19 protein-coding genes and 2 pseudogenes are annotated in these 18022 nt (G+C 71.2%); 12 read left to right on the top strand and 9 right to left on the bottom strand.

Annotated features, from left to right (window positions below; all coding sequences use genetic code 11):
* The first annotated feature begins 123 nt into the window (after window positions 1–123).
* Window positions 124–972: a chitosanase gene (locus tag AB0N14_RS23330; RefSeq protein WP_366027626.1), complete on the top strand. Its 849-nt coding sequence runs from the start codon at window positions 124–126 to the stop codon at window positions 970–972.
* 11 nt (window positions 973–983) lie between these two features.
* Here the strand turns inward: AB0N14_RS23330 and AB0N14_RS23325 are convergent, their stop codons facing one another.
* From AB0N14_RS23325 to AB0N14_RS23285, 9 genes and pseudogenes are all read right to left on the bottom strand, one after another.
* On the bottom strand, window positions 984–2885 hold the full coding sequence (locus AB0N14_RS23325) for a DUF2264 domain-containing protein (RefSeq protein WP_366027625.1): 1902 nt from the start codon (window positions 2883–2885) through the stop codon (window positions 984–986).
* The gene (locus AB0N14_RS23320; RefSeq protein ID WP_366027666.1) at window positions 2882–3913 is read right to left on the bottom strand and encodes a hydroxyacid dehydrogenase; all 1032 of its coding nucleotides are present in this window, start codon (window positions 3911–3913) and stop codon (window positions 2882–2884) included. The genes AB0N14_RS23325 and AB0N14_RS23320 overlap by 4 nt, the downstream gene beginning before the upstream one ends.
* Before the next feature lie 29 nt (window positions 3914–3942).
* On the bottom strand, window positions 3943–4770 hold the full coding sequence (locus tag AB0N14_RS23315) for a carbohydrate ABC transporter permease (protein ID WP_366027665.1): 828 nt from the start codon (window positions 4768–4770) through the stop codon (window positions 3943–3945).
* A gap of 1 nt (window position 4771) precedes the next feature.
* Window positions 4772–5558, bottom strand: a pseudogene (locus tag AB0N14_RS23310) (extracellular solute-binding protein); the annotation flags it as partial.
* 112 nt (window positions 5559–5670) lie between these two features.
* Complete coding sequence (locus tag AB0N14_RS23305) at window positions 5671–6762, bottom strand: substrate-binding domain-containing protein (protein WP_366027624.1); 1092 nt, start codon at window positions 6760–6762, stop codon at window positions 5671–5673.
* 88 nt (window positions 6763–6850) lie between these two features.
* Window positions 6851–7582, bottom strand: coding sequence for an SOS response-associated peptidase (locus AB0N14_RS23300; RefSeq protein ID WP_366027623.1), 732 nt, complete (start codon window positions 7580–7582; stop codon window positions 6851–6853).
* Between the two features lie 65 nt (window positions 7583–7647).
* The gene (locus AB0N14_RS23295) at window positions 7648–7773 is read right to left on the bottom strand and encodes a hypothetical protein (protein ID WP_366027622.1); all 126 of its coding nucleotides are present in this window, start codon (window positions 7771–7773) and stop codon (window positions 7648–7650) included.
* A 55-nt stretch (window positions 7774–7828) separates the two neighbouring features.
* Window positions 7829–8038: a hypothetical protein gene (locus AB0N14_RS23290; protein WP_366027621.1), complete on the bottom strand. Its 210-nt coding sequence runs from the start codon at window positions 8036–8038 to the stop codon at window positions 7829–7831.
* 364 nt (window positions 8039–8402) lie between these two features.
* Window positions 8403–8855, bottom strand: a complete 453-nt coding sequence (locus AB0N14_RS23285; protein WP_366027620.1) for a phage holin family protein — start codon at window positions 8853–8855, stop codon at window positions 8403–8405.
* A gap of 192 nt (window positions 8856–9047) precedes the next feature.
* On the opposite strand from AB0N14_RS23285, the pseudogene AB0N14_RS23280 reads away from it, so the two are divergent.
* The 11 genes and pseudogenes from AB0N14_RS23280 to AB0N14_RS23230 form a co-directional block, all read left to right on the top strand.
* A pseudogene (locus tag AB0N14_RS23280) lies at window positions 9048–10121 on the top strand (hypothetical protein); the annotation flags it as partial.
* Between the two features lie 79 nt (window positions 10122–10200).
* Window positions 10201–10746 carry a hemerythrin domain-containing protein gene (locus AB0N14_RS23275; protein WP_200422828.1) on the top strand — a complete coding sequence of 182 codons (546 nt, stop codon included), beginning with the start codon at window positions 10201–10203 and terminating at the stop codon, window positions 10744–10746.
* Window positions 10743–11864, top strand: coding sequence for a hydrogenase expression protein HypE (locus tag AB0N14_RS23270; RefSeq protein ID WP_366027619.1), 1122 nt, complete (start codon window positions 10743–10745; stop codon window positions 11862–11864). Before AB0N14_RS23275 ends, AB0N14_RS23270 begins: the two co-directional genes overlap by 4 nt.
* Window positions 11865–11872: 8 nt before the next feature.
* Window positions 11873–13666: a nickel-dependent hydrogenase large subunit gene (locus AB0N14_RS23265; protein ID WP_366027618.1), complete on the top strand. Its 1794-nt coding sequence runs from the start codon at window positions 11873–11875 to the stop codon at window positions 13664–13666.
* The gene (locus AB0N14_RS23260; protein ID WP_366027617.1) at window positions 13659–14210 is read left to right on the top strand and encodes a NifU family protein; all 552 of its coding nucleotides are present in this window, start codon (window positions 13659–13661) and stop codon (window positions 14208–14210) included. The genes AB0N14_RS23265 and AB0N14_RS23260 overlap by 8 nt, the downstream gene beginning before the upstream one ends.
* Window positions 14207–14794: a DUF5947 family protein gene (locus AB0N14_RS23255; RefSeq protein WP_366027616.1), complete on the top strand. Its 588-nt coding sequence runs from the start codon at window positions 14207–14209 to the stop codon at window positions 14792–14794. The genes AB0N14_RS23260 and AB0N14_RS23255 overlap by 4 nt, the downstream gene beginning before the upstream one ends.
* A gap of 20 nt (window positions 14795–14814) precedes the next feature.
* A complete protein-coding gene (locus tag AB0N14_RS23250; RefSeq protein WP_103842360.1) occupies window positions 14815–15021 on the top strand; it encodes a hypothetical protein in 207 nt (68 codons plus the stop codon).
* Window positions 15022–15086: 65 nt separating this feature from the next.
* Window positions 15087–15236, top strand: a complete 150-nt coding sequence (locus tag AB0N14_RS23245; RefSeq protein ID WP_366027615.1) for a hypothetical protein — start codon at window positions 15087–15089, stop codon at window positions 15234–15236.
* A 96-nt stretch (window positions 15237–15332) separates the two neighbouring features.
* Window positions 15333–15992: a cytochrome c oxidase subunit II gene (locus tag AB0N14_RS23240; RefSeq protein WP_366027614.1), complete on the top strand. Its 660-nt coding sequence runs from the start codon at window positions 15333–15335 to the stop codon at window positions 15990–15992.
* Entirely contained in the window at window positions 15989–17662 is a 1674-nt protein-coding gene (locus tag AB0N14_RS23235; protein WP_366027613.1) for a cbb3-type cytochrome c oxidase subunit I, read from the top strand. Before AB0N14_RS23240 ends, AB0N14_RS23235 begins: the two co-directional genes overlap by 4 nt.
* Entirely contained in the window at window positions 17659–18021 is a 363-nt protein-coding gene (locus tag AB0N14_RS23230) for a hypothetical protein (RefSeq protein WP_366027612.1), read from the top strand. Before AB0N14_RS23235 ends, AB0N14_RS23230 begins: the two co-directional genes overlap by 4 nt.
* Window position 18022 lies beyond the last annotated feature (1 nt).

Raw genomic sequence — 18022 nt, 5'->3', positions numbered from 1 at the left:
TCTCCCGCTCTTTACCGGGAACTTGCCCGCCGCACCGGTGACCGCGCGCGCCAACGTCTGATAGGAAACTTTCCTAACAGTGCACGCCCAAGTTCCCACCCCCCACCTTCACTTGGAGTCCCTGTGGTGCATCCGAACCATGCCGCGGCAGCCCCCTCCGGCACCTCGCGTCGCGCCGTCCTCGCCTTCATAGGCGCCTCGCTGGCGGCCGTCCCGCTCCTCGACGCCCAGCACGCCGCGGCGGCCCCCGACGCGGCGAGGGCCGTCGGGCTCGACGACCCCGCGAAGAAGGAGATCGCCATGAAGCTGGTCTCGAGCGCGGAGAACTCCTCCCTCGACTGGAAAGCCCAGTACAAGTACATCGAGGACATCGGCGACGGCCGCGGCTACACCGCCGGCATCATCGGATTCTGCTCCGGCACCGGCGACATGCTGGACCTCGTCCAGCTCTACACCGACCGCAAGCCCGGCAACGTCCTCGCCAAGTACCTGCCGGCACTGCGCCGGGTGAACGGCAGCGACTCCCACGACGGACTGGACCCGAACTTCCCCGAGGACTGGCGCAAGGCGGCGCAGGACACGGCGTTCCAGCAGGCGCAGAACGACGAACGCGACCGGGTGTACTTCAACCCGGCCGTCCAGCAGGGCAAGGCGGACGGGCTGGGCGTCCTGGGGCAGTTCACGTACTACGACGCCATCGTGATGCACGGCGACGGGGACGACCCGACGAGCTTCCGCAACATCCGCAAGCGGGCCCTGCGCACGGCGAAGCCGCCGGCGCAGGGCGGCGGCGAGGTCGCCTACCTGGACGCCTTCCTGGACGCGCGGGTGTGGGCCATGAAGCAGGAGGAGGCCCACAGCGACACCAGCCGGGTCGACACCGAGCAGCGGGTGTTCCTGCGCAAGGGCAATCTGAACCTCGACCCGCCGCTGGACTGGAAGGTGTACGGGGACAGCTACCACATCGCCTGACGAACGGTCACTCACTGAAGGAGCGAGACACCGAACTTCCGGAACCCGACCCGGGACCGCGCCCCGTCGTGGGCCCACGTCACCTCGACGCCGTCGTCGTCGACCGTCACGTCGGCGACCGCCTCCGCCAGGGGCGCCGGGTCGGGTTCCGCGGTCAGGCTCGCCAGACACACGTGCACGGTGGTGCCGCCGGCCCGACCGGTGAGCCGGGGGACCCGGGCCCAGCGCGCGTAGGCGGTGCCGCCGGGCGCGGGGACCGGCTCGGGGCCCTCGTCCCAGCCGTGGAGCCCGTGCAGCGCCGTCACGACGGGCTCCTCCGGACCGGTGGCCCAGCCGGTGTGGGTGACCCGGGCGCCGTCCGGGGCGCCGCTCACACGGTGAACGCGCAGTTCGTACCGTCCGTGGACCACCGTGACGCTCTCCACCCTCAGGCCGGGCACCATCGGCGGCCCGGCTGCGAACACGGGCCGGTGCCAGGAGGCGGCCCAGCCCCAGCCTTCGCCGTGGCCCGCCCCCAGAGGATGGACGCGACGCCGTACGGTTCCCCGTCCCTTGACCTCGACGGACAGGTGGTTGTCCGGGATGTTCCCGGGGACCGTGGGGCCGGTTCGGGTGGAGTACGCCTGGCGCCCGTAGTGCGGATCGTCCTCGGCGGCGAACTCGCCCTCGTGGGGCCGCACATGGTCGCTGCCGTGGTTGTGCAGCCGTACGATCCCGTCGGCCCGGGTGGCCTGCACCAGCAGCCCCGGTGCCGGCAGGGCGAGCACCCGGTCGGCCTCCTCGGCCGGCGCGGGCTCCTCCCGGGCCGTCCACAGGGGATGGCCGACGGGTGCCAGCAGGGACACGAACGCCTTCGACGCCCAGTACGGGGACGCCGGACCCGAGTAGGTCTGGAGGGTCGCCTCGTGCGGGCCGTGCCAGCCGAGGCTCAGCAGCCCGTCCTCGTTCAGTGCGCCGTGGTCAAGGAAGTAGCGCAGGCTGCCGCTGGCCAGGCGCCGGGAGGTGCCCGGGGTCAGCGGGGTGTGGCCGGTGAGGGCGCCCAGTCCGACGGCGGCGGACGCGGCGAAGCGGTACGTGAGCGACCGGCCGAAGTGCAGCGGCGCGCCGTCCGCGCCGAACATCAGCGAGATGCCGTCCAGGTGTTCCCGCAGCCGCGCCCCGTAGCGCGCGGACGACTCCTCGTCCCCGGCGAGGTGGGCGTCGAGCACCGGGTACAGGTGCAGGGCCCAGCCGTTGTAGTGGTCGAAGGCGCGGCCGTCCCCGTCCGCGTACCAGCCGTCGCCCCGGTACCACTCCTCCAGCAGGTCCAGCGCCCGCTGCCGTGCCGCAGCCGTCTCCGCGTCGCCGCGGCCGACCGACTCCAGGAATCCGGCGACTGTGTACGGGAAGAGGTACCAGTTGTTGGGCGCGGGCGTGTGACGCAGCGCCCCACGCAGCCATTCCTCCGCCCGGTCCTGGACGTCCGCATCGAGGCTCTTCCACAGCCAGGGCGCGGTCAGCCGTAGCCCCAGCGCGACCGACGCGGACTCCACCATCGGCTGGCCCTGCACGTCGTGGTCGAGGATCAGCGGCCAGGACTCGGTGTCGTCGCGGCCGGGGGTGCGGGTGCCGGCGGCGAGGCCGCGCGCGTACCGCTCCAGCCAGCCGTGCGGGTCGTCCCCGGCGGCGCCCGCCACCCGGAAGGCGGCGGCGAGGAACGTGCGGGCGTAGCCCTCCAGTCCGTCGGAACGCACTCCCGAGCGTGAGGGACGCCCGGGCAGGTCGAGCAGGGCGCAGCCCGGTGTGCTCCAGCGCCACGCGGAGGCGAGCAACCCGTCGGCGACGGCCTCCCAGTGGGCCCGCGTGTATCCGGTGTACGGGCTCGACTCGTGGTTCTCAGGGGGGAGTTCGGAGGGGATGCCGGGGGTGCTCATGCCTGGAAGGCCAGCCTTTCGCGTCGTACGGGATGCAGGAAGCCGGCGCCGGAGGCCCAGCGCGCGGTCTCGGCGAGGGCGAGGTCGGCGAGGCGGCGCCACTCGTTGCCCTGGGAGCCGGCCAGATGGGGGGTGAGGAGAACGTTGCCGCAGTCCCACAACGGGTGCTCGGGCGGCAGGACTTCGGGGTCGGTGACGTCGATGACGGCCCGGATGCGGCCGGCCACGGCGGCATCCGTGAGCGCGTCCTGGTCGACGACCGCGCCACGGGCGGTGTTGATGAGGACGGCGCCGGGGCGCATCGACTCGATCAGTGCGCGGCTGACCAGGCCGCGGGTGGCGGGCAGCAGCGGGGTGTGCACGCTGACGGTGTCGCTGCGGGTGAACATCTCGTCCAACCCGACACGTTCCACGCCGAGTTCGGCTGCGTCGGCGTCGGTGACGTACGGGTCGTGCAGGAGGACGTGGAGATCGTGCGGGTGGAGCAGTTCGATGACGCGGCGGCCGGTGAGCGATGCGGACAGGATGCCGATGGTGCGGCGGTGGTTGCCGATGGCGCGGGGGGTGCGCAGCCAGTCGTCGCGGGTGCGGGTGGCGCGGTGGGCGCGGGCGCGTTCCAGGACGTGCTTGCCGGTGAGCAGGATCATCGCGAGGGTGTACTCGGCGACCGGTACCGCGTTGGCGGAGGCTGCGGAGGACACGTCGATGCCGCGCTCCCAGCAGGTGCCGGTGATGTGTCCGCGGACGCTGCCCGCGGTGTGCACGACCGCCCGCAGCCGGGGCGCCGCCGCGAGCGTGTCCTCGTCGAGCGGGGGGCAGCCCCAGCCGGTGACCAGCAGGTCGACGTCGGCGAGGACGGCCCGGGCCCGGGGCGTGCTGAAGTCGTCCAGGACGGGCGGCGGGGCGAGATCGCAGAGCGCGGCGAGCGCGTCCAGCGACTCGGGGTCGAGGACGGCCGCGGCGGCCTCGGGGGACATGGCGAGGGCGGCACGGGGGCGGAAGCCGGGTCCTGGCGTCGAGAGGGTCATGTCGGTGCGGGAACTCCTGACCGGAGGGGCTATTTGACGGCGCCGGCGGTCAGTCCGCTGCGCCAGAAGCGCTGCAGCAGGGCGAAGGCGAGGATCAGCGGGAGGACGGCGAGCAGCGAGCCCATGATCACCACGGGGTAGTACTCGGGTGACACGGAGGCCGAGTTGTTCCAGGTGTACAGGCCCAGGCTGACCGGATAGAGGTCCTGGTCGGACAGCATCACCATGGGCAGGAAGAAGTTGTTCCAGATGGCGGTGAGCTGGAAGAGGAACACGGTCACCAGGCCGGGGCCGAGCATGCGCAGCGCCACCCTGACGTACGTGGTCAGCTCGCCGGCGCCGTCCATGCGCGCGGCCTCCAGGACCTCGTCGGGCACGTAGCCCTGGCTGAAGATGCGGCCCAGGTAGACGCCGAACGGGTTGAACAGGACCGGGATGAACACCGCCCAGAAGGTGTTGACCAGGCCGGCGCCGGAGGCCATCAGGTACAGCGGCAGCGCGAGGACGGTCTGCGGGACCATCACCGCCGCGAGGACCATGCCGAACAGCTTCTCCTTGTGCCGGAAGCGGTACTTGTCGAAGGCGTACCCGCAGGCCACGCTGATCAGGGCGCCGAGCGCGGCGCCGACGACCGCGTAGAGCAGGCTGTTGAGGTACCAGCGGCCGTACTGGCCGTCGTCCATGGCGAACAGGTCGTGCAGATTCGTCAGGAAGGAGAAGTCCTTCAGGGACAGCAGATCGCTGCCGAACAGGGCGTCCCTGGTCTTGCCCGCGGCGAGGACCAGCCACAGCACGGGCAGCAGGGTGTAGAGCACGGACAGCGCGACCACGGCGTTGACGGTGGCCCGGCCGAGCAGCCGACCCGATCTGCGCGTCGGACTGCCGGCTTTCGACGGCGTTCATGAACACCACGTCGTCGTCGATCAGCCGCTGCCAGTACGCCGCGGTGCGCCGGGTAGGGGCGTCGGCGAGGGAGACGTTCCAGGCGCCGTGGGAGGTGTCGAACCAGTGGGCGCCCGCCTGCCAGGAGTACGCGGCGAACTGCGTGGCCCCGTCGGTGGGGAACAGCGCCAGCCGCCGCTCCGGGGCCTTGCGCCGGACGGTGTGGGCCAGGTCCTCGAACTCGTCCCAGGTACGCGGCACTTGGAGTCCGTACTGCTCGAACAGGTCCGCCCGGTAGTGCATGACCATCGGCTCGACGTCGAGCGGGACGCTGAACACGCGTCCCTGAAACCGTGGTCAGGCCGAGGGCCTGGGGGAGCAGTTCGGCGCGCAGGGTGTCGCTGACGAGCCCGGTGATGTCACGGGCGACGCCGTCGATGGCGAAGCCGGGGACCTGCGGGTACTCGATGGTGGCGACGTCGGGCGCGTTGCCGGCCCGGGCGGCGTTGCTGAGTTTGGCGTAGCCGCCCTGTCCTCCGGAGGGGACCAGCTGGAAGTCGACCTGGATGCGGTCGAGCGTGCGATTGAACGCGTCCACCACCTCCTGGCTGCCACGCAGGGCGGACCAGAAGGTGATGCGCGTGGTCCTGCCGGTGCCGCGCGACGGGGAACCCGCCGAGCCGCCGCAGGCGCTCACGGCCCCTGTCAGCGGTAGTGCGGCCATCGCGGCGAGCACGGATCGACGGCTCTGTCGACCAGGCATGGCGCCTCCCGCGGCTGCTGGTGTCCCTGCGGACACGACCTGTTCGAGACACGGGAATCCTCACGGCCGCACCAAAAACGGTCAATAGATCGGTCATAAGAAAATAAAACGGTCAAACGCTCATTCCTGAGCGCGGGTGCTCACCGGTGGAGTCGCGCACCACCAGCGTGGGCAACAGCTCGATGCGCTGCGCCGAGCGAACCGCGCCGTTGCCGGAGCCCTCGAGCCGTCGCAGCAGCAGTTCGGCGGCGACACGGCCCACCTCGCTCTTGGGCGGCGAGACGGCGGTCAGCCGCGGGGTGCCCAGCCCTGCCACCACGTCGTCGTACGCCACGACCGAGCAGTCCTGGGGGACCCGCACACCGTTCTCAGCGAGCTGCTGAACCAGCATCAGGGCGTCGACGTCGCCGTGCAGCACGGCCGCGGTGGCCCCGAGTTTGCGCAGCAGAGCCGCCAGGTCCGTCGGCCCGCCCTCCCCGGCCGCGGGTGAACTCAGCGCCCAGGCCCACTCCTCGACGAGCGGATGCGCCTCGGCGACCTCGCCCAGGGCCGCCCGCAGGGTGCGCGCGGTGGGGCTGTCGTCGCGTGTCGCGAAGACGATCCGCCGGTGTCCGAGACCCACCAGGTGCTCCACCGCCAGGTGGGCGCCGTACCAGTGGTCCGAGCACACCGAGTCCATCGCGTGCAGGGCGCTGCCCTTGCGGGGCCGCCGTTCCATCAGCACCGTCGGCACGCCCAGGTCCGCGAGCCACTCGTGGTCGGCCTCCTCGGCCGCCGGAGTGCGCCACCGAGGCGCGAGGAGAACACCGCGTACGCCCTCCGCCAGCGCCCGCTCCACCTGCGGGCGTTCCGCTCCGGGCACCTGCGGTGCGATGTGCAGGGCGATGCGCAGGCCGGCCTCCTCCAGCGCGGTGCGGGCGCCGTGCAGGGTCTCGTAGAGGTACGAATGCCGCTCGGGCACCACCACGGCGACGGTGTCCCCGTCCGCGACGGGGGTGCCCGGCACCTCCTGGGCGGGAAGCGTCGAGCGGACCACCCCGTGACCGCGCCGCAGCTTCCCCTCACGGGTCAGCTCCTCCACGTCCCGGCGGATCGTCACCACGGACACCTGGAGCTCGGCGGCGAGGTCCCGCACCCGCGCTGCACCGCGCGACTGCACCGCGGCCAGGATCCGCCGACGCCTGAGATCGACCGGCTCACGCATGAGGCCTCCCCGCCCTTGGATGTTCGTTTGAGCGATTCCGGGACCAGCATACGAGCGAATACGCCGACGGGCGTCGTGCCGTCGGAGCCTACGCCTCGGCTCGCTCCAGCAGTTGAGGGCCGTTGTTCCGGACGTCGTTGACGGCCGTGGAGACGGGGCGGGCGTCCAGACGGCCGTCCGCGGGAGGGTTCAGCAGGGCGCGCAGCCGGGCCGGGTCCTGGTGCGCGGGGTCGAGCCAGGCGTCCTGGTGGCCGGGGGCGACGGCCAGTGGCATCCGGGGGTGGATGCGACCCGCGGCGTCGGTGGCCTCCGTGGTGAGGATGGTGCAGGTCGTCCACCAGGCGGAGTCGTCGTCCTCAGCGGCCGACGGGTCGCGCCAGAACTCGTACAGCCCCGCCAGGGCCATGACCTGGCGGTCCTGCGGGCTTATGAAGTACGGCTGTTTGCGGGCCTTGGCCTTGCCGTCGGCCGGCACCTGCTGCCACTCGTAGAAGCCGTCGGCGGGCAGCAGACAGCGCCGCCTGAGGAAGGCCAGGCGGAAGGCGGGCTTCTCGTGCACCGTCTCCATCCGCGCGTTGATCATCCTGGCGCCGATCTTCGGGTCCTTCGCCCAGGACGGCACCAGGCCCCACCGCAGCGGGCGCAACTGCCGCCGGACGGCTGCCGAGCCGCGAGGGGCGCGTTCGAGAACCGCCCACACGTCGTCCGTGGGAGCGACGTTCCAGCTCGGCGGCAGGTCGTCCCTCTCGTCCCAGTCGGTGACCCTGAACAGTCGTAGGAGATCCTGGGGGCCCCGGGTGGAGACATATCGACCGCACATACCAAACCACCCTCCGACCTGCGAATACGCTGGGTCATGCCGCACCGGATCAGCACGGTGCCGGATCAGCGCACGTCCATCACCTCGACCGCCCGGCCGGTGGCGTCCGGGGTGAGGTGCTCGTAGGTGTCCGTGTCCGCCGTCTGGTACGGCGTACGTGCTGGAAGTGGCCATGAAGGCCGACCGCACATGAGCCCACTGTGCCACGCGTGCCGAGGGGGAACGCCGGTTGGCGGCAGACGGTGGTCACGGGCGTCGGCAGCCGCTGCCCGCGGCGGGCGGGCGGGTTGCGCCGGGCGGGGAGACCGAGGCGAAGGCCATGCGGAACAGGTCCCAGGCGGTCGCGTCACCGACCGGTGCGCTGCATCCCTGCGCGGCTCGCACCCGCCGGTACGCCGGCTCGGTGAACGCGGGACCGGAGCGAGCCGGTTCGGAGTCGACCGGGGTCATCTCCACGGACACCCATTCCTTCCGTACGCGCCGTCCATGGACCGACGGCCCACACGGCGCGCGAGCGTGGTGCCGCCCGTCAGGGCCGGGGCTGGGGGTGTCCGACGATTCCCGCCGGGCGCGTGACGCGAATTGTCGGACACCCCCTGACCCGGACGGCCCCGACCCGACCCCGCAGCCTGCCACCCCGGCACCCCGCAGGCGCTCCCGCCCCGCATACGCGCCGCACCGACTCCCATGCGACCACCCGAACGGCCCAACGCCCGGCGCGGCCGAGCCCTCCGACTCGCCGCGTTCCGGCGCCCGCGCCGGCTCACCACAGCCCCGCGCTCCGGGCCGCTGAGCCCACCGGCCCGTGCGCCGACCCCGCTCAGTCGCTCCCCTTGTCCCCCTCGCCCCTTCGCACCCCCGTCGGAACGGCCTCCCGTGCCCGGTCCAGTGCGTCCGCCGACGCCTGGCCGGCGGCGCGTACCCGGTTGCGGGCCGCGACGCCCAGCGTTGCGGCGCCCGTGGCGTAGGTGCAGGCCAGTACGGCCGACGCGCGGGCGCCCGGCAGGGCCGACTCCAGTGTCCGCAGGGCCGTCTCGTGGGCCGACCACAGGGCCAGCAGGCCGCAGACCCCGGCGGCGCCCAGCAGCGCGCCACCCGCTCCGATCCGGCGCAGCGCCGCCCTGACCTCGCTCTGCACCGCGAGTATCTCGTGGCGGGCGAGTTGCGCGGTGTCCTGGGCCAGCCGCGCCGCCGCGTCGCCCACTCGGCTCCTGCCCTCCGCCGAGTCGTCGCCTTGCATCCCCATCGCTGCCGCCTCCGTCTCGTTCCGCATCGGGTTCCCGCCGGGGCCGACGGCCGTCAGTCACCTCCCCGCAGTACCCGCTCAGACCGTGCCGACACGACGCCTCCCCGCCCCTCTCGACGCGCCACTCACCCATCCGCGCCCAATACGCGCTCTTCGCAATAAAAGGTGTGATCGTTGTAAACCACTGCAATACGTACAGATGGTCAGTGAGGAGTTACGGTGAGCGACCCCTTGGCCGAAACCGTGAGCGTGCATTCCGCGGTCGAAGAGGCGTGCGCCGTGGCCGACGCCGTCCTCTACGAGGGATACCTGCTCTACCCGTACCGCCGCTCGTCGGCCAAGAACCGGGTGCGCTGGCAGTTCGGCATCCTCGCCCCCCGCGCCTGGGCCGAGGCCCACGGCCCGGTGACGCCGGGCGTCTCGGGGTCCGTGGAGTCCTGGCAGCAGCAGACCGAGTGCCTGCTGCACGCCCGATCCGGCGCCGTGGTGCGGGTGCGCGTGCGCTATCTGCAGATGCAGTACCGAGGCGTGGAGCGACGGGACGAGGACGGTCACCACACGCCCGTGGACTCCCTGGAGACCGCCGGTACGGTCCATCTGTCCTTCGACGAGGCGATGCCGCGCGAGACCGACCTCAGCGCTCCGCTCGCCGAACTCCTCGCCCGCGACGCGGAGTTCACCTTCGGCGCTCCCGGCGGCGACGAGACCGAGCCCCTGCCCGCGGACGCGGGGCGCCTGGTGCGCCGTCGCTCCCCCGTCGAGGCGCGCACCACGCTGCACCTCGAACCCGTCGCCGGCGCCGACTCCTTGTACCGCCTGCGCGTCCGCACCGAGAACACCGGCCGTACGACGCCCCCCGACGCTCCCCGCGACGAGGCCCTGCGGCACTCGCTCATCGCGGCGCACACCTTCGTCGGCGGTGAGGGGCTCGGCTTCTACTCCTCGATCGACCCGCCCGAGGACGTCGCGCCGTACGTGAGGGAGTGCCGCAACCTGCACACCTTCCCGGTGCTCGCGGGCCCGGAGGGGTCCGACTCGCTCGTCCTGTCGTCGCCCATCATCCTGCCCGACCACCCGCAGGTGGCCCCGGAGAGCCCCGGCGACCTGCACGACGCCGCGGAGATCGACGAGATCCTGACCCTGCGGACGCTGCTGCTCACGGACGATGAGAAGCGCGAGGCACGCGCCACCGACCCGCGGGCCGCGCGGATCCTCGACCGGGTGGAGACCATGCCGCCGGAGGTGCTCGCCCGGCTGCACGGCGCCATCCGCTCCCTCGCCCCCTCCCCGGCCCCGTCCCCCTCCTCCGCCTCCTAGCCGGCGGATCCGCCCCACCTCTGTGCCGCCACCGTCCCCGACCAGGAAGGCCGTAATGGACGCCATCGAGTTGCTGATGCACGACCACCGGATGGTCGAGCAGCTGTTCCGCGACTACCACGCCGCCGCCTCCGCAGCGCAGCGCCGGGCCGTGGTGGAAACCCTGGTCCGCGAGCTGTCCAAGCACGCGGCGCTCGAGGAGCTGATGGTCTACCCGCTGGCCAAGAAGGTGCTGTCGGACGGGGACCAGCGGATCCGCGAGCACCTGAGCGAGCACAGGGCCGTCAAGGAGACCCTCCTGGCCCTGGACAAGCAGTCCGGGGACGACGAGCGTACGAGCGAACTCATGGACGAGCTGCGCCGCGAGGTCGAGGAGCACATCCGCGAGGAGGAGGGCGAGCTGATGCCCCTGCTCCGCGACGCGGTCTCCGAGGAGGAGCTGTTGCGGCTCGGCAAACTCCTGGCCCGGTCCAAGCAGACCGCCCCGACCCGACCGCACCCCAACGCGCCCGACGAGCCTCCCGCCCTGGCCTTCGCCGGACCGGTGGCCGCGGCCTACGACCGACTCCGGGACCGACTCCAAGGGAGGCCGAGGACATGACCGTCGAAAGCGGTACCACGGAGGTCAGCCAGCAGCCCACGAGGGCTGAGCAGAGGAACGGCTTCGGCGAGATCCATATCCTGTGGATCTCCGAGGGCATGAGCTGTGACGGGGACACCGTCTCGATGACGGCCTCCGGCCAGCCGGCGATCGAGGACATCGTCGCCGGGCTGGTGCCGGGCCTGCCGAAGGTGAACCTGTACAACAAGGTGCTCTCCCCGAGCCTGGGCGGCGAGGACTTCCTCGCCCCGTTCCGCGCCGCGGCCCGCGGTGAACTGGCGCCGTTCATCCTCGTCATCGAGGGCTCGATCCCCAACCAGAACATCATCGAGGGCGACGGCTACTGGACGTCGTTCGGCAACGACCAGGACACCGGCGAACCGCTCACCCTCAACTGGTGGATCGACCAGCTCGCGCCCAAGGCCTGGGCGGTCGTCGCCGCCGGCACCTGCGCCACGTACGGCGGGATCCACGCGATGGCGGGCAACCCCACGGGCTGCATGGGTCTCGCGGACTACCTGGGCTGGGACTTCAAGTCGCAGGGCGCGCTTCCGATCGTCAACGTGCCGGGCTGCCCGATCCAGCCGGAGAACTTCATGGAGACCCTCACCTGGGTGCTCTACCACGCGGCCGGGTCGGCGCCGCCGCCCCCGCTGGACCACATGCTGCGCCCGCAGTGGCTGTTCGGGAAGACGGTGCACGAGGGGTGCGACCGGGCCGCCTACTACGAGCAGGCCGACTTCGCCAAGGACTACAACTCCCCCAAGTGCCAGGTGAAGATCGGCTGCTGGGGCCCGGTCGTCAACTGCAACGTGCCCAAGCGCGGCTGGATGGCCGGCATCGGCGGCTGCCCCAACGTCGGGGGCATCTGCATCGGCTGCACGATGCCCGGGTTCCCGGACGCCTTCATGCCGTTCATGGACGAGCCGACGGGCGGCACCCTCTCGTCCGCTGTGATCAGGCCCTACGGGGCCGTGATCCGGCGGCTGCGCGGCATCACCAACATGGCCGTCAACCGTGAGCCCAAGTGGCGCCACAACAAGGACAAGTTGACGAGCGGCTACGACCCGTACTGGCGCCCCGACGGGCGCAGGCGACAGCGAGAGAGAGCGAGGTAGGCACGGACATGACGGCAACCGAGCCGCGAGCCGCGGCGCGAAAGCCCGCGCAGATCGTGGACATGTCCTGGGACCCGATCACCCGGATCATCGGCAATCTCGGCATCTACACGAAGATCGATTTTGCGAACCGCGAGGTGGTGGAGTGCCACAGCACGTCCTCGCTCTTCAGGGGCTACTCCGTCTTCATGAAGGGCAAGGACCCCCGCGACGCGGGCTTCATCACCTCGCGCATCTGCGGGATCTGCGGTGACAACCACACGACGTGTTCCAACTACGCGCAGCAGATGGCCTACGGCGTCAAGCCGCCGCGACTGGCGGAGACCATCGTCAACCTGGGCGAAGCGGCCGAGTACATGTTCGACCACACCATCTTTCAGGACAACCTGGTGTTCGTCGACTTCTGCGAGGCCATGGTCAAGGCCACCAACCCGAGCCTCCTGGCCCGGGCCGAGCGCACTGAGGCCCGCAACGGCTACATCCACGGCTACCGGACCATCGCCGACATCATGCGTGCCTTCAACCCGTTCGAGGGCGAGCTGTACAAGGAGGCGCTGAAGGTCAGCCGCATCACCCGGGAGATGTTCTGCCTGATGGAGGGGCGCCATGTGCACCCGTCCACGCTGTATCCGGGCGGGGTCGGCACCATGCCGGAGCCGACCACGTTCACCGACTACCTCTCCCGGCTGCTGCGCGTCCTGGACTTCATCAAGCAGGCCGTGTCGATGAATGACGACGTCTTCGACTTCTTCTATGAGGCGCTGCCCGGCTACGAGGAGGTGGGCCGCCGGCGGATCCTGCTCGGCTGCTGGGGCGCCTGGCAGAACCCGGACGTTGTGGACTACCGCTACGAGACGATGAGCGACTGGGGCAAGGCGATGTTCGTCACCCCGGGCATCGTCGTGGACGGCAGTCTCGTCACCAACGACCTGGTCGACATCAACCTGGGCATGCGGATCCTGCTGGGCAGTTCCTACTACGAGGACTGGGTGAACGAGGAGCCGTTCGTCACCCACGACCCACTCGGCAACGCCGTCGACATGCGCCACCCCTGGAACCAGACGACGGTGCCGGTGCCGCAGAAGCGGAACTTCGAGGGCAACTACAGCTGGGTGATGAGCCCGCGCTGGTACGACAAGAACACTGCCCAGCACCTGGCGCTGGACACCGGCGGCGGCCCGCTCGCCCGGCTGTGGTCGACGGCGCTCAACGGGCTGGTCGACACGCCGTATGTGAAGGCCACCGGACACAGCGTGCGCATCTCGCTGCCCAAGAGCGACAAACTGCCGGAGATGACGTTCGAGTGGAAGATCCCCCAGTGGAGCAACACGATCGAACGCGACCGGGCCCGGCCGTACTTCGTCGCCTACTCCGCCGCCATGGCCTTCTTCTTCCTGGAGCGGGCGATGGACCAGGTCCGCAGCGGTGACACCAAGATCTTCGAGAACTACGAGGTACCGGACGAGGCGATCGGCTGTGGCTTCCACGAGGCGGTGCGGGGTGTCCTCTCCCACCACCTGGTGATCAAGGACAAGAAGATCGCGAACTACCACCCGTACCCGCCGACGCCGTGGAACGCGAGCCCGCGGGACCACTACGGCACCCCCGGACCGTACGAGGACGCCGTCCAGGGCCAGCCGATCTTCGAGGAGAACGGTCCGGAGGACTTCAAGGGCGTCGACATCATGCGCACCGTCCGCAGCTTCGACCCCTGTCTGCCCTGCGGCGTGCACATGTACCTCGGCAAGGGCAACACGCTGACCAAGATGCACTCGCCCATGTTCGGAGCGGCTCATGGATGACTCCGCGCGGCTCGACGAAGCGGCGGTCGCAGAGCGGCTCTCCCGCCTCGACGGGCTGCTCGGGCAGCTCGAAGGCGCTCCGGGTCCGATGACCGGGGCGGCGATCGAGGCGGTGCGGATCCTCACCGAGGTGTACGGCGAGGCCCTGGCCCGCGTCCTGGACGCCGCCGACCCCACCCTGGTCGACCGTATGGCCGCCGACGACCTCGTCGGTCATCTCCTGGTGCTGCACGACATCCACCCAGAGCCGCCCGAGGTCCGGGCCGCCCGCGCCGTCGACGGGCTGCGTCCGGCGGTGCGGGAGCGGGGCGGGGACGTGGAACTGGCGGGCGTCGATGAGGGGGTCGCCCGGGTGCGGCTCGCCGCCAAGGGGTGCGGGTCCTCCTCGGCCGCGCTGGAGGAGGCGGTCCGCGAGGCCGTGCTCGCCCTGGCGCCCGAACTCTCCGGCGTCGAACGGGCGCCTGGTGACGACGCGAGGCCCCCCGCGTTCGTCCCGGTCGACACGCTGACCGTGCGCACGGTGTCCGCCGGGGAGCGGTCGTGACCACCGGCGCGCTGGCCCGCGTCATCCGCTCGGCCGCCGCCCGGCGGCCGGACGCGGAGCGGTGCGACCTGTGCGGCGCCGACGTCGAGCCCGAGCACCGGCACCTGTACGACACTGGGCAGGAGGAGGTGCTGTGCGCGTGCCGGCCCTGCTCCCTGCTCTTCGTGGAGGAGGAGGCGAGCGAGGGGCGGTACCGGCTGGTGCCTCGGCGCCGGGTGCGGCTGCCCGAGGTGGGCACCCGGGAACTCGGCGTCCCGGTGGGGCTGGCGTTCTTCGTACGGCACTCGGACGGCACCGTGAGCGCGCACTACCCGAGCCCCGCGGGCGCCACCCGCTGGGAGGCGGACGCGGGGGCCTGGCGTGACGTGGTCGCCCGGTGTCCCCCGCTCGCCGGTCTCGCACCGGAGGTGGAGGCACTGCTGGTGAACACCGCACGCTCCGCGAAGCACCACTGGATCGTCCCGATCGACGACTGCTTCCGGATGGTCGCGCTCGTCCGGCGGGAGTGGCGGGGCCTGTCCGGCGGCAGCCGGGTGTGGCCGGCCATCGAGCGGTTCTTCGCGGAGCTGACCGAACAACCGTAGGAACCGGCAAGGAGCTGACGATGGGCAGGATCCGAGTAGGCAGACCGCAGGTCAAAACCTATACGCCCCGGCACGTCACCGGGCTGCACCAGGGGAACAAGGGCCCCTACCACCGGCAGCCCGGGCACCACAAGGACGGCACCGCCGACGCGCGGCGCTCGACCGGGATCCATTGGAAGAAGCACAACGCGATCATGAAGATGATGCCGAGTCTCTCCCCGGGGTGAGGTACCGGTCACGGCCGCGCCCGCTGGGGCGCGGCCGCACACACGACGAGCGAGGAGTACGGAAGATGACGGCCAGACGAGTGCTGATGGCGGAGGCGCTGATCGTGGGCGGCTTGGCGCTGACCCTGCTGGTGAGGGAGATGCCCGGAATCATGCGCGAGGTCAGGATCTGGCGGATGGTTGCGTTGCGGCACGGCTCCCGGCACCCCCGCTGAACCGTGGGCGTACGGTGTGTCACCTGGCCGGAAAACGCCGTTCGCCCGTAATGTCCGATCCTGTTCACGCGTCCGGCGCGACACCACAGGAGCCCCATGACCACGCGGCAGTTCTTCGGGACGGTGTTCGCCCTCGAGTCCGCCCTCGCCGCGTTCGTGTTCGCCGTCGTCGCGGTGCTGGTGTTCCTCGCCGTGGTACGACGCCGGGCGGGGGCCCGGCGCCGCCCGTCGCGCCGACTCGAACACACCCGTCCCGAAGCCTTCTACGTCGCCGTGCTGGTCGCCGTGGCGGCCTTCCTGGTGGTCTGCACGGCCCGGCAGAATCACGACGAGCACCACGCGGCGGCGCACGGCGATCCGGTCGAGGTGACCGTCACGGCGTTCCAGTGGTGCTGGCGGTTCGACTACCCGCAGGCCAGGAAGTCGCTCCGGGTGAGTGCCGACTGCCGGGCGGGAAGGCGACCGACTCTCGTGGTGCCGACGGGACGGCCCATCAGGTTCAAGATGGCCTCACCGGACGTCATCCACTCGCTGTGGGTGCCCGATCTCCGCTACAAGCGGGACATCTTCCCGCACCACGTGAACACCGTCACCCTCACCGTGGACCGCGAGGGCCGCTGGATCGGCCGGTGCGGGGAGTTCTGCGGGGACCGCCACCACACCATGGACTTCTGGCTCAAGGCCGTCTCGCCCGCGGCGTACGACAAGTGGCTGGCACAGCACGCGGGGGCGCCGGCGGGCGGTACGCCCGCATGACGACCGCTCAGGCGCCGAGCGGGTCCATGGAGGTGCCGGCGGGGAACTGGCTCGGCTGGGCGACCAGCACCGACCACAAGCGGATCGGTCTGCTGACCGTCGCCACCTCGCTGGTGCTGCTGCTGGTGATGGGCGTCTTCGCCCTGATCATGCGCGGTCAGCTCGCCCAGCCGGAGCTGGACCTGGTGCTCCCGCACACCTACAACCAGCTGTTCACCCTGCACGGCTCGGGGATGATCTACCTGGTCATCACGCCGTTCGCCCTCGGGATCGGTGTCTACCTGGTCCCGCTGCAGATCGGTGCCCCGGCCGTCGCCGCGCCGCGCACCACGCTGCTCGGCTACTGGCTCTACGTGTGCGGGGCCGTTCTGGTGCTGGTCAGTCTCGCCGCCACCAACGGCAGCGCCAGCTCGGGCTGGTTCTCGTACCCGCCGCTGGCCGACAGCGACTTCTCCCCCGGCGTGGGACCCGACCTGTGGATCGTCGGCGTGGTGCTCTCCACCACGGGCATGATCCTCATGGGCTGGACCGTGCTCTGGACGGCGCTGCGCAAGCGGACCCAGGGGATGACCATGCTGCGGATGCCCATCTTCACCTGGTCCATGGTCGCCAGCTGCCTGATGGTCATCGGCTCCTTCCCCTCGCTCCTGGCCGCGATGGCCCTGCTCGCCGCGGGCCGCGCCGACCCGTCCGTCTTCCACGCGAACGCGTGGAACATCGGCTACCAGCACCTGTTCTGGTTCTACGGCCACCCGGTCGTGTACGTGATGTTCTTCCCGTATCTCGGGGCGGTCGCCGAGGTGCTGGCCGTCTTCTCCGGGCGGGCCTTCTTCGGCTACAAGGGGACCGTCTTGTCCCTGCTCGTGTTCGCCGCCCTGTCGATGAGTGTGTGGGCCCACCACATGTTCGCGACCGGGCAGGTTGCGAACGACTACTACTCCCTGACGTCGATCAGCCTGCTGGTCCCGGCGGGCGTGGAGTACTTCGCCATGATCGGCACGGTGCTCGGCGGCCGGCTGGTCTTCCGCACCCCGATGCTCTTCGCCCTCGCCTTCCTGCCGCAGTTCCTGATCGGGGGCCTGACCGGGATCATGGTCGGCACCCCGGTCCTCGACTACCACCTGACGGACAGCTACTTCGTGGTGGCCCATCTGCACTACGTGCTGTTCGCCGGCAGCGCCTTCGGGCTGTTCGCGGCCGTCTACTTCTGGTTCCCGAAGGCCACCGGTGTGGAGCTGGGCGAGCGCCTGGGCCGTCTGCACTTCGTGCTGCTGGTGATCGGCACCAACCTGACCTTCCTGCCGATGTTCGCCCTCGGCTACGAGGGCATGCCGCGCCGCGTCGTCAGCTACGCCCCCTTCGACGGATTCGGCCTGCTCAACCTGCTCGCCAGCTGCGGAGCCGCCGTGCTGGCGGCGGGCATGGTCGTGTTCGTCGTCAATGTGCTGTGGACGCTGCGCAAGCGCTCGCTGGGCCGCCATGTGCCCGCGCCGCCCGACCCGTGGGGTGCCAACACCCTGGAATGGGCCACCTCCTCGCCGCCGCCGGCCACGAACTTCACGCCGGAGTATCCGGTGCCGCCGGTGCACGGCCACGCCCCGCTGCTGACGCTGCGGGAGGGGCGGGGGAAGCCGGACGACCGGGCAGCGCTGTCCGGGAGCCGCGGGTGAAACGGCACGCGGCGGCGGTCATGGTGGCCGGGTGGGGGCTGCTCAACGGCGTGCTGCTCGCGGTCCTCGCCGTCTACGGGGAAGCGAGCCTCGTCTACTGGCTGTGGGGCTCGGCGGTGGCGCTGCTCGAACTGGCCGCACTGCTCGTGCTCGGGTCATCGGAGGCCGGGCCCGAACAGCACACCCGCTACCGGCTGCCCCGGGGCGGCGCGGCGGCGGTCCTGCCCGCGGCGGCGGGGATCACCCTGGGCGTACTCTCCGCCGTCTACGGCCTGTGGCTGCTGGTCGTGGCCGTCCCGCTGCTGGGGGTGGCCGCCGCCCTGGCAGTACGGGGCGCCTCCACCCCCGGCGAGGGATGAG

The organism is Streptomyces sp. NPDC051104, assembly GCF_040682835.1.
GTDB classification, from domain to species: Bacteria; Actinomycetota; Actinomycetes; order Streptomycetales; family Streptomycetaceae; genus Streptomyces; species Streptomyces cynarae.
This window is presented reverse-complemented; position numbering and strand designations above follow the sequence as displayed.

Bases quoted from the DNA above. Each gene is read 5' to 3' on its own strand.
- AB0N14_RS23325 (WP_366027625.1), bottom strand. From the start codon at position 2,885: ATGAGCACCCCCGGCATCCCCTCCGAACTCCCCCCTGAGAACCACGAG.
- AB0N14_RS23320 (WP_366027666.1), bottom strand. From the start codon at position 3,913: ATGACCCTCTCGACGCCAGGACCCGGCTTCCGCCCCCGTGCCGCCCTC.
- AB0N14_RS23305 (WP_366027624.1), bottom strand. From the start codon at position 6,762: ATGCGTGAGCCGGTCGATCTCAGGCGTCGGCGGATCCTGGCCGCGGTG.
- AB0N14_RS23300 (WP_366027623.1), bottom strand. From the start codon at position 7,582: ATGTGCGGTCGATATGTCTCCACCCGGGGCCCCCAGGATCTCCTACGA.
- AB0N14_RS23295 (WP_366027622.1), bottom strand. From the start codon at position 7,773: ATGTGCGGTCGGCCTTCATGGCCACTTCCAGCACGTACGCCGTACCAG.
- AB0N14_RS23285 (WP_366027620.1), bottom strand. From the start codon at position 8,855: ATGCGGAACGAGACGGAGGCGGCAGCGATGGGGATGCAAGGCGACGAC.
- AB0N14_RS23275 (WP_200422828.1), top strand. From the start codon at position 10,201: ATGGACGCCATCGAGTTGCTGATGCACGACCACCGGATGGTCGAGCAG.
- AB0N14_RS23270 (WP_366027619.1), top strand. From the start codon at position 10,743: ATGACCGTCGAAAGCGGTACCACGGAGGTCAGCCAGCAGCCCACGAGG.
- AB0N14_RS23265 (WP_366027618.1), top strand. From the start codon at position 11,873: ATGACGGCAACCGAGCCGCGAGCCGCGGCGCGAAAGCCCGCGCAGATC.
- AB0N14_RS23260 (WP_366027617.1), top strand. From the start codon at position 13,659: ATGGATGACTCCGCGCGGCTCGACGAAGCGGCGGTCGCAGAGCGGCTC.
- AB0N14_RS23250 (WP_103842360.1), top strand. From the start codon at position 14,815: ATGGGCAGGATCCGAGTAGGCAGACCGCAGGTCAAAACCTATACGCCC.
- AB0N14_RS23245 (WP_366027615.1), top strand. From the start codon at position 15,087: ATGACGGCCAGACGAGTGCTGATGGCGGAGGCGCTGATCGTGGGCGGC.
- AB0N14_RS23240 (WP_366027614.1), top strand. From the start codon at position 15,333: ATGACCACGCGGCAGTTCTTCGGGACGGTGTTCGCCCTCGAGTCCGCC.
- AB0N14_RS23235 (WP_366027613.1), top strand. From the start codon at position 15,989: ATGACGACCGCTCAGGCGCCGAGCGGGTCCATGGAGGTGCCGGCGGGG.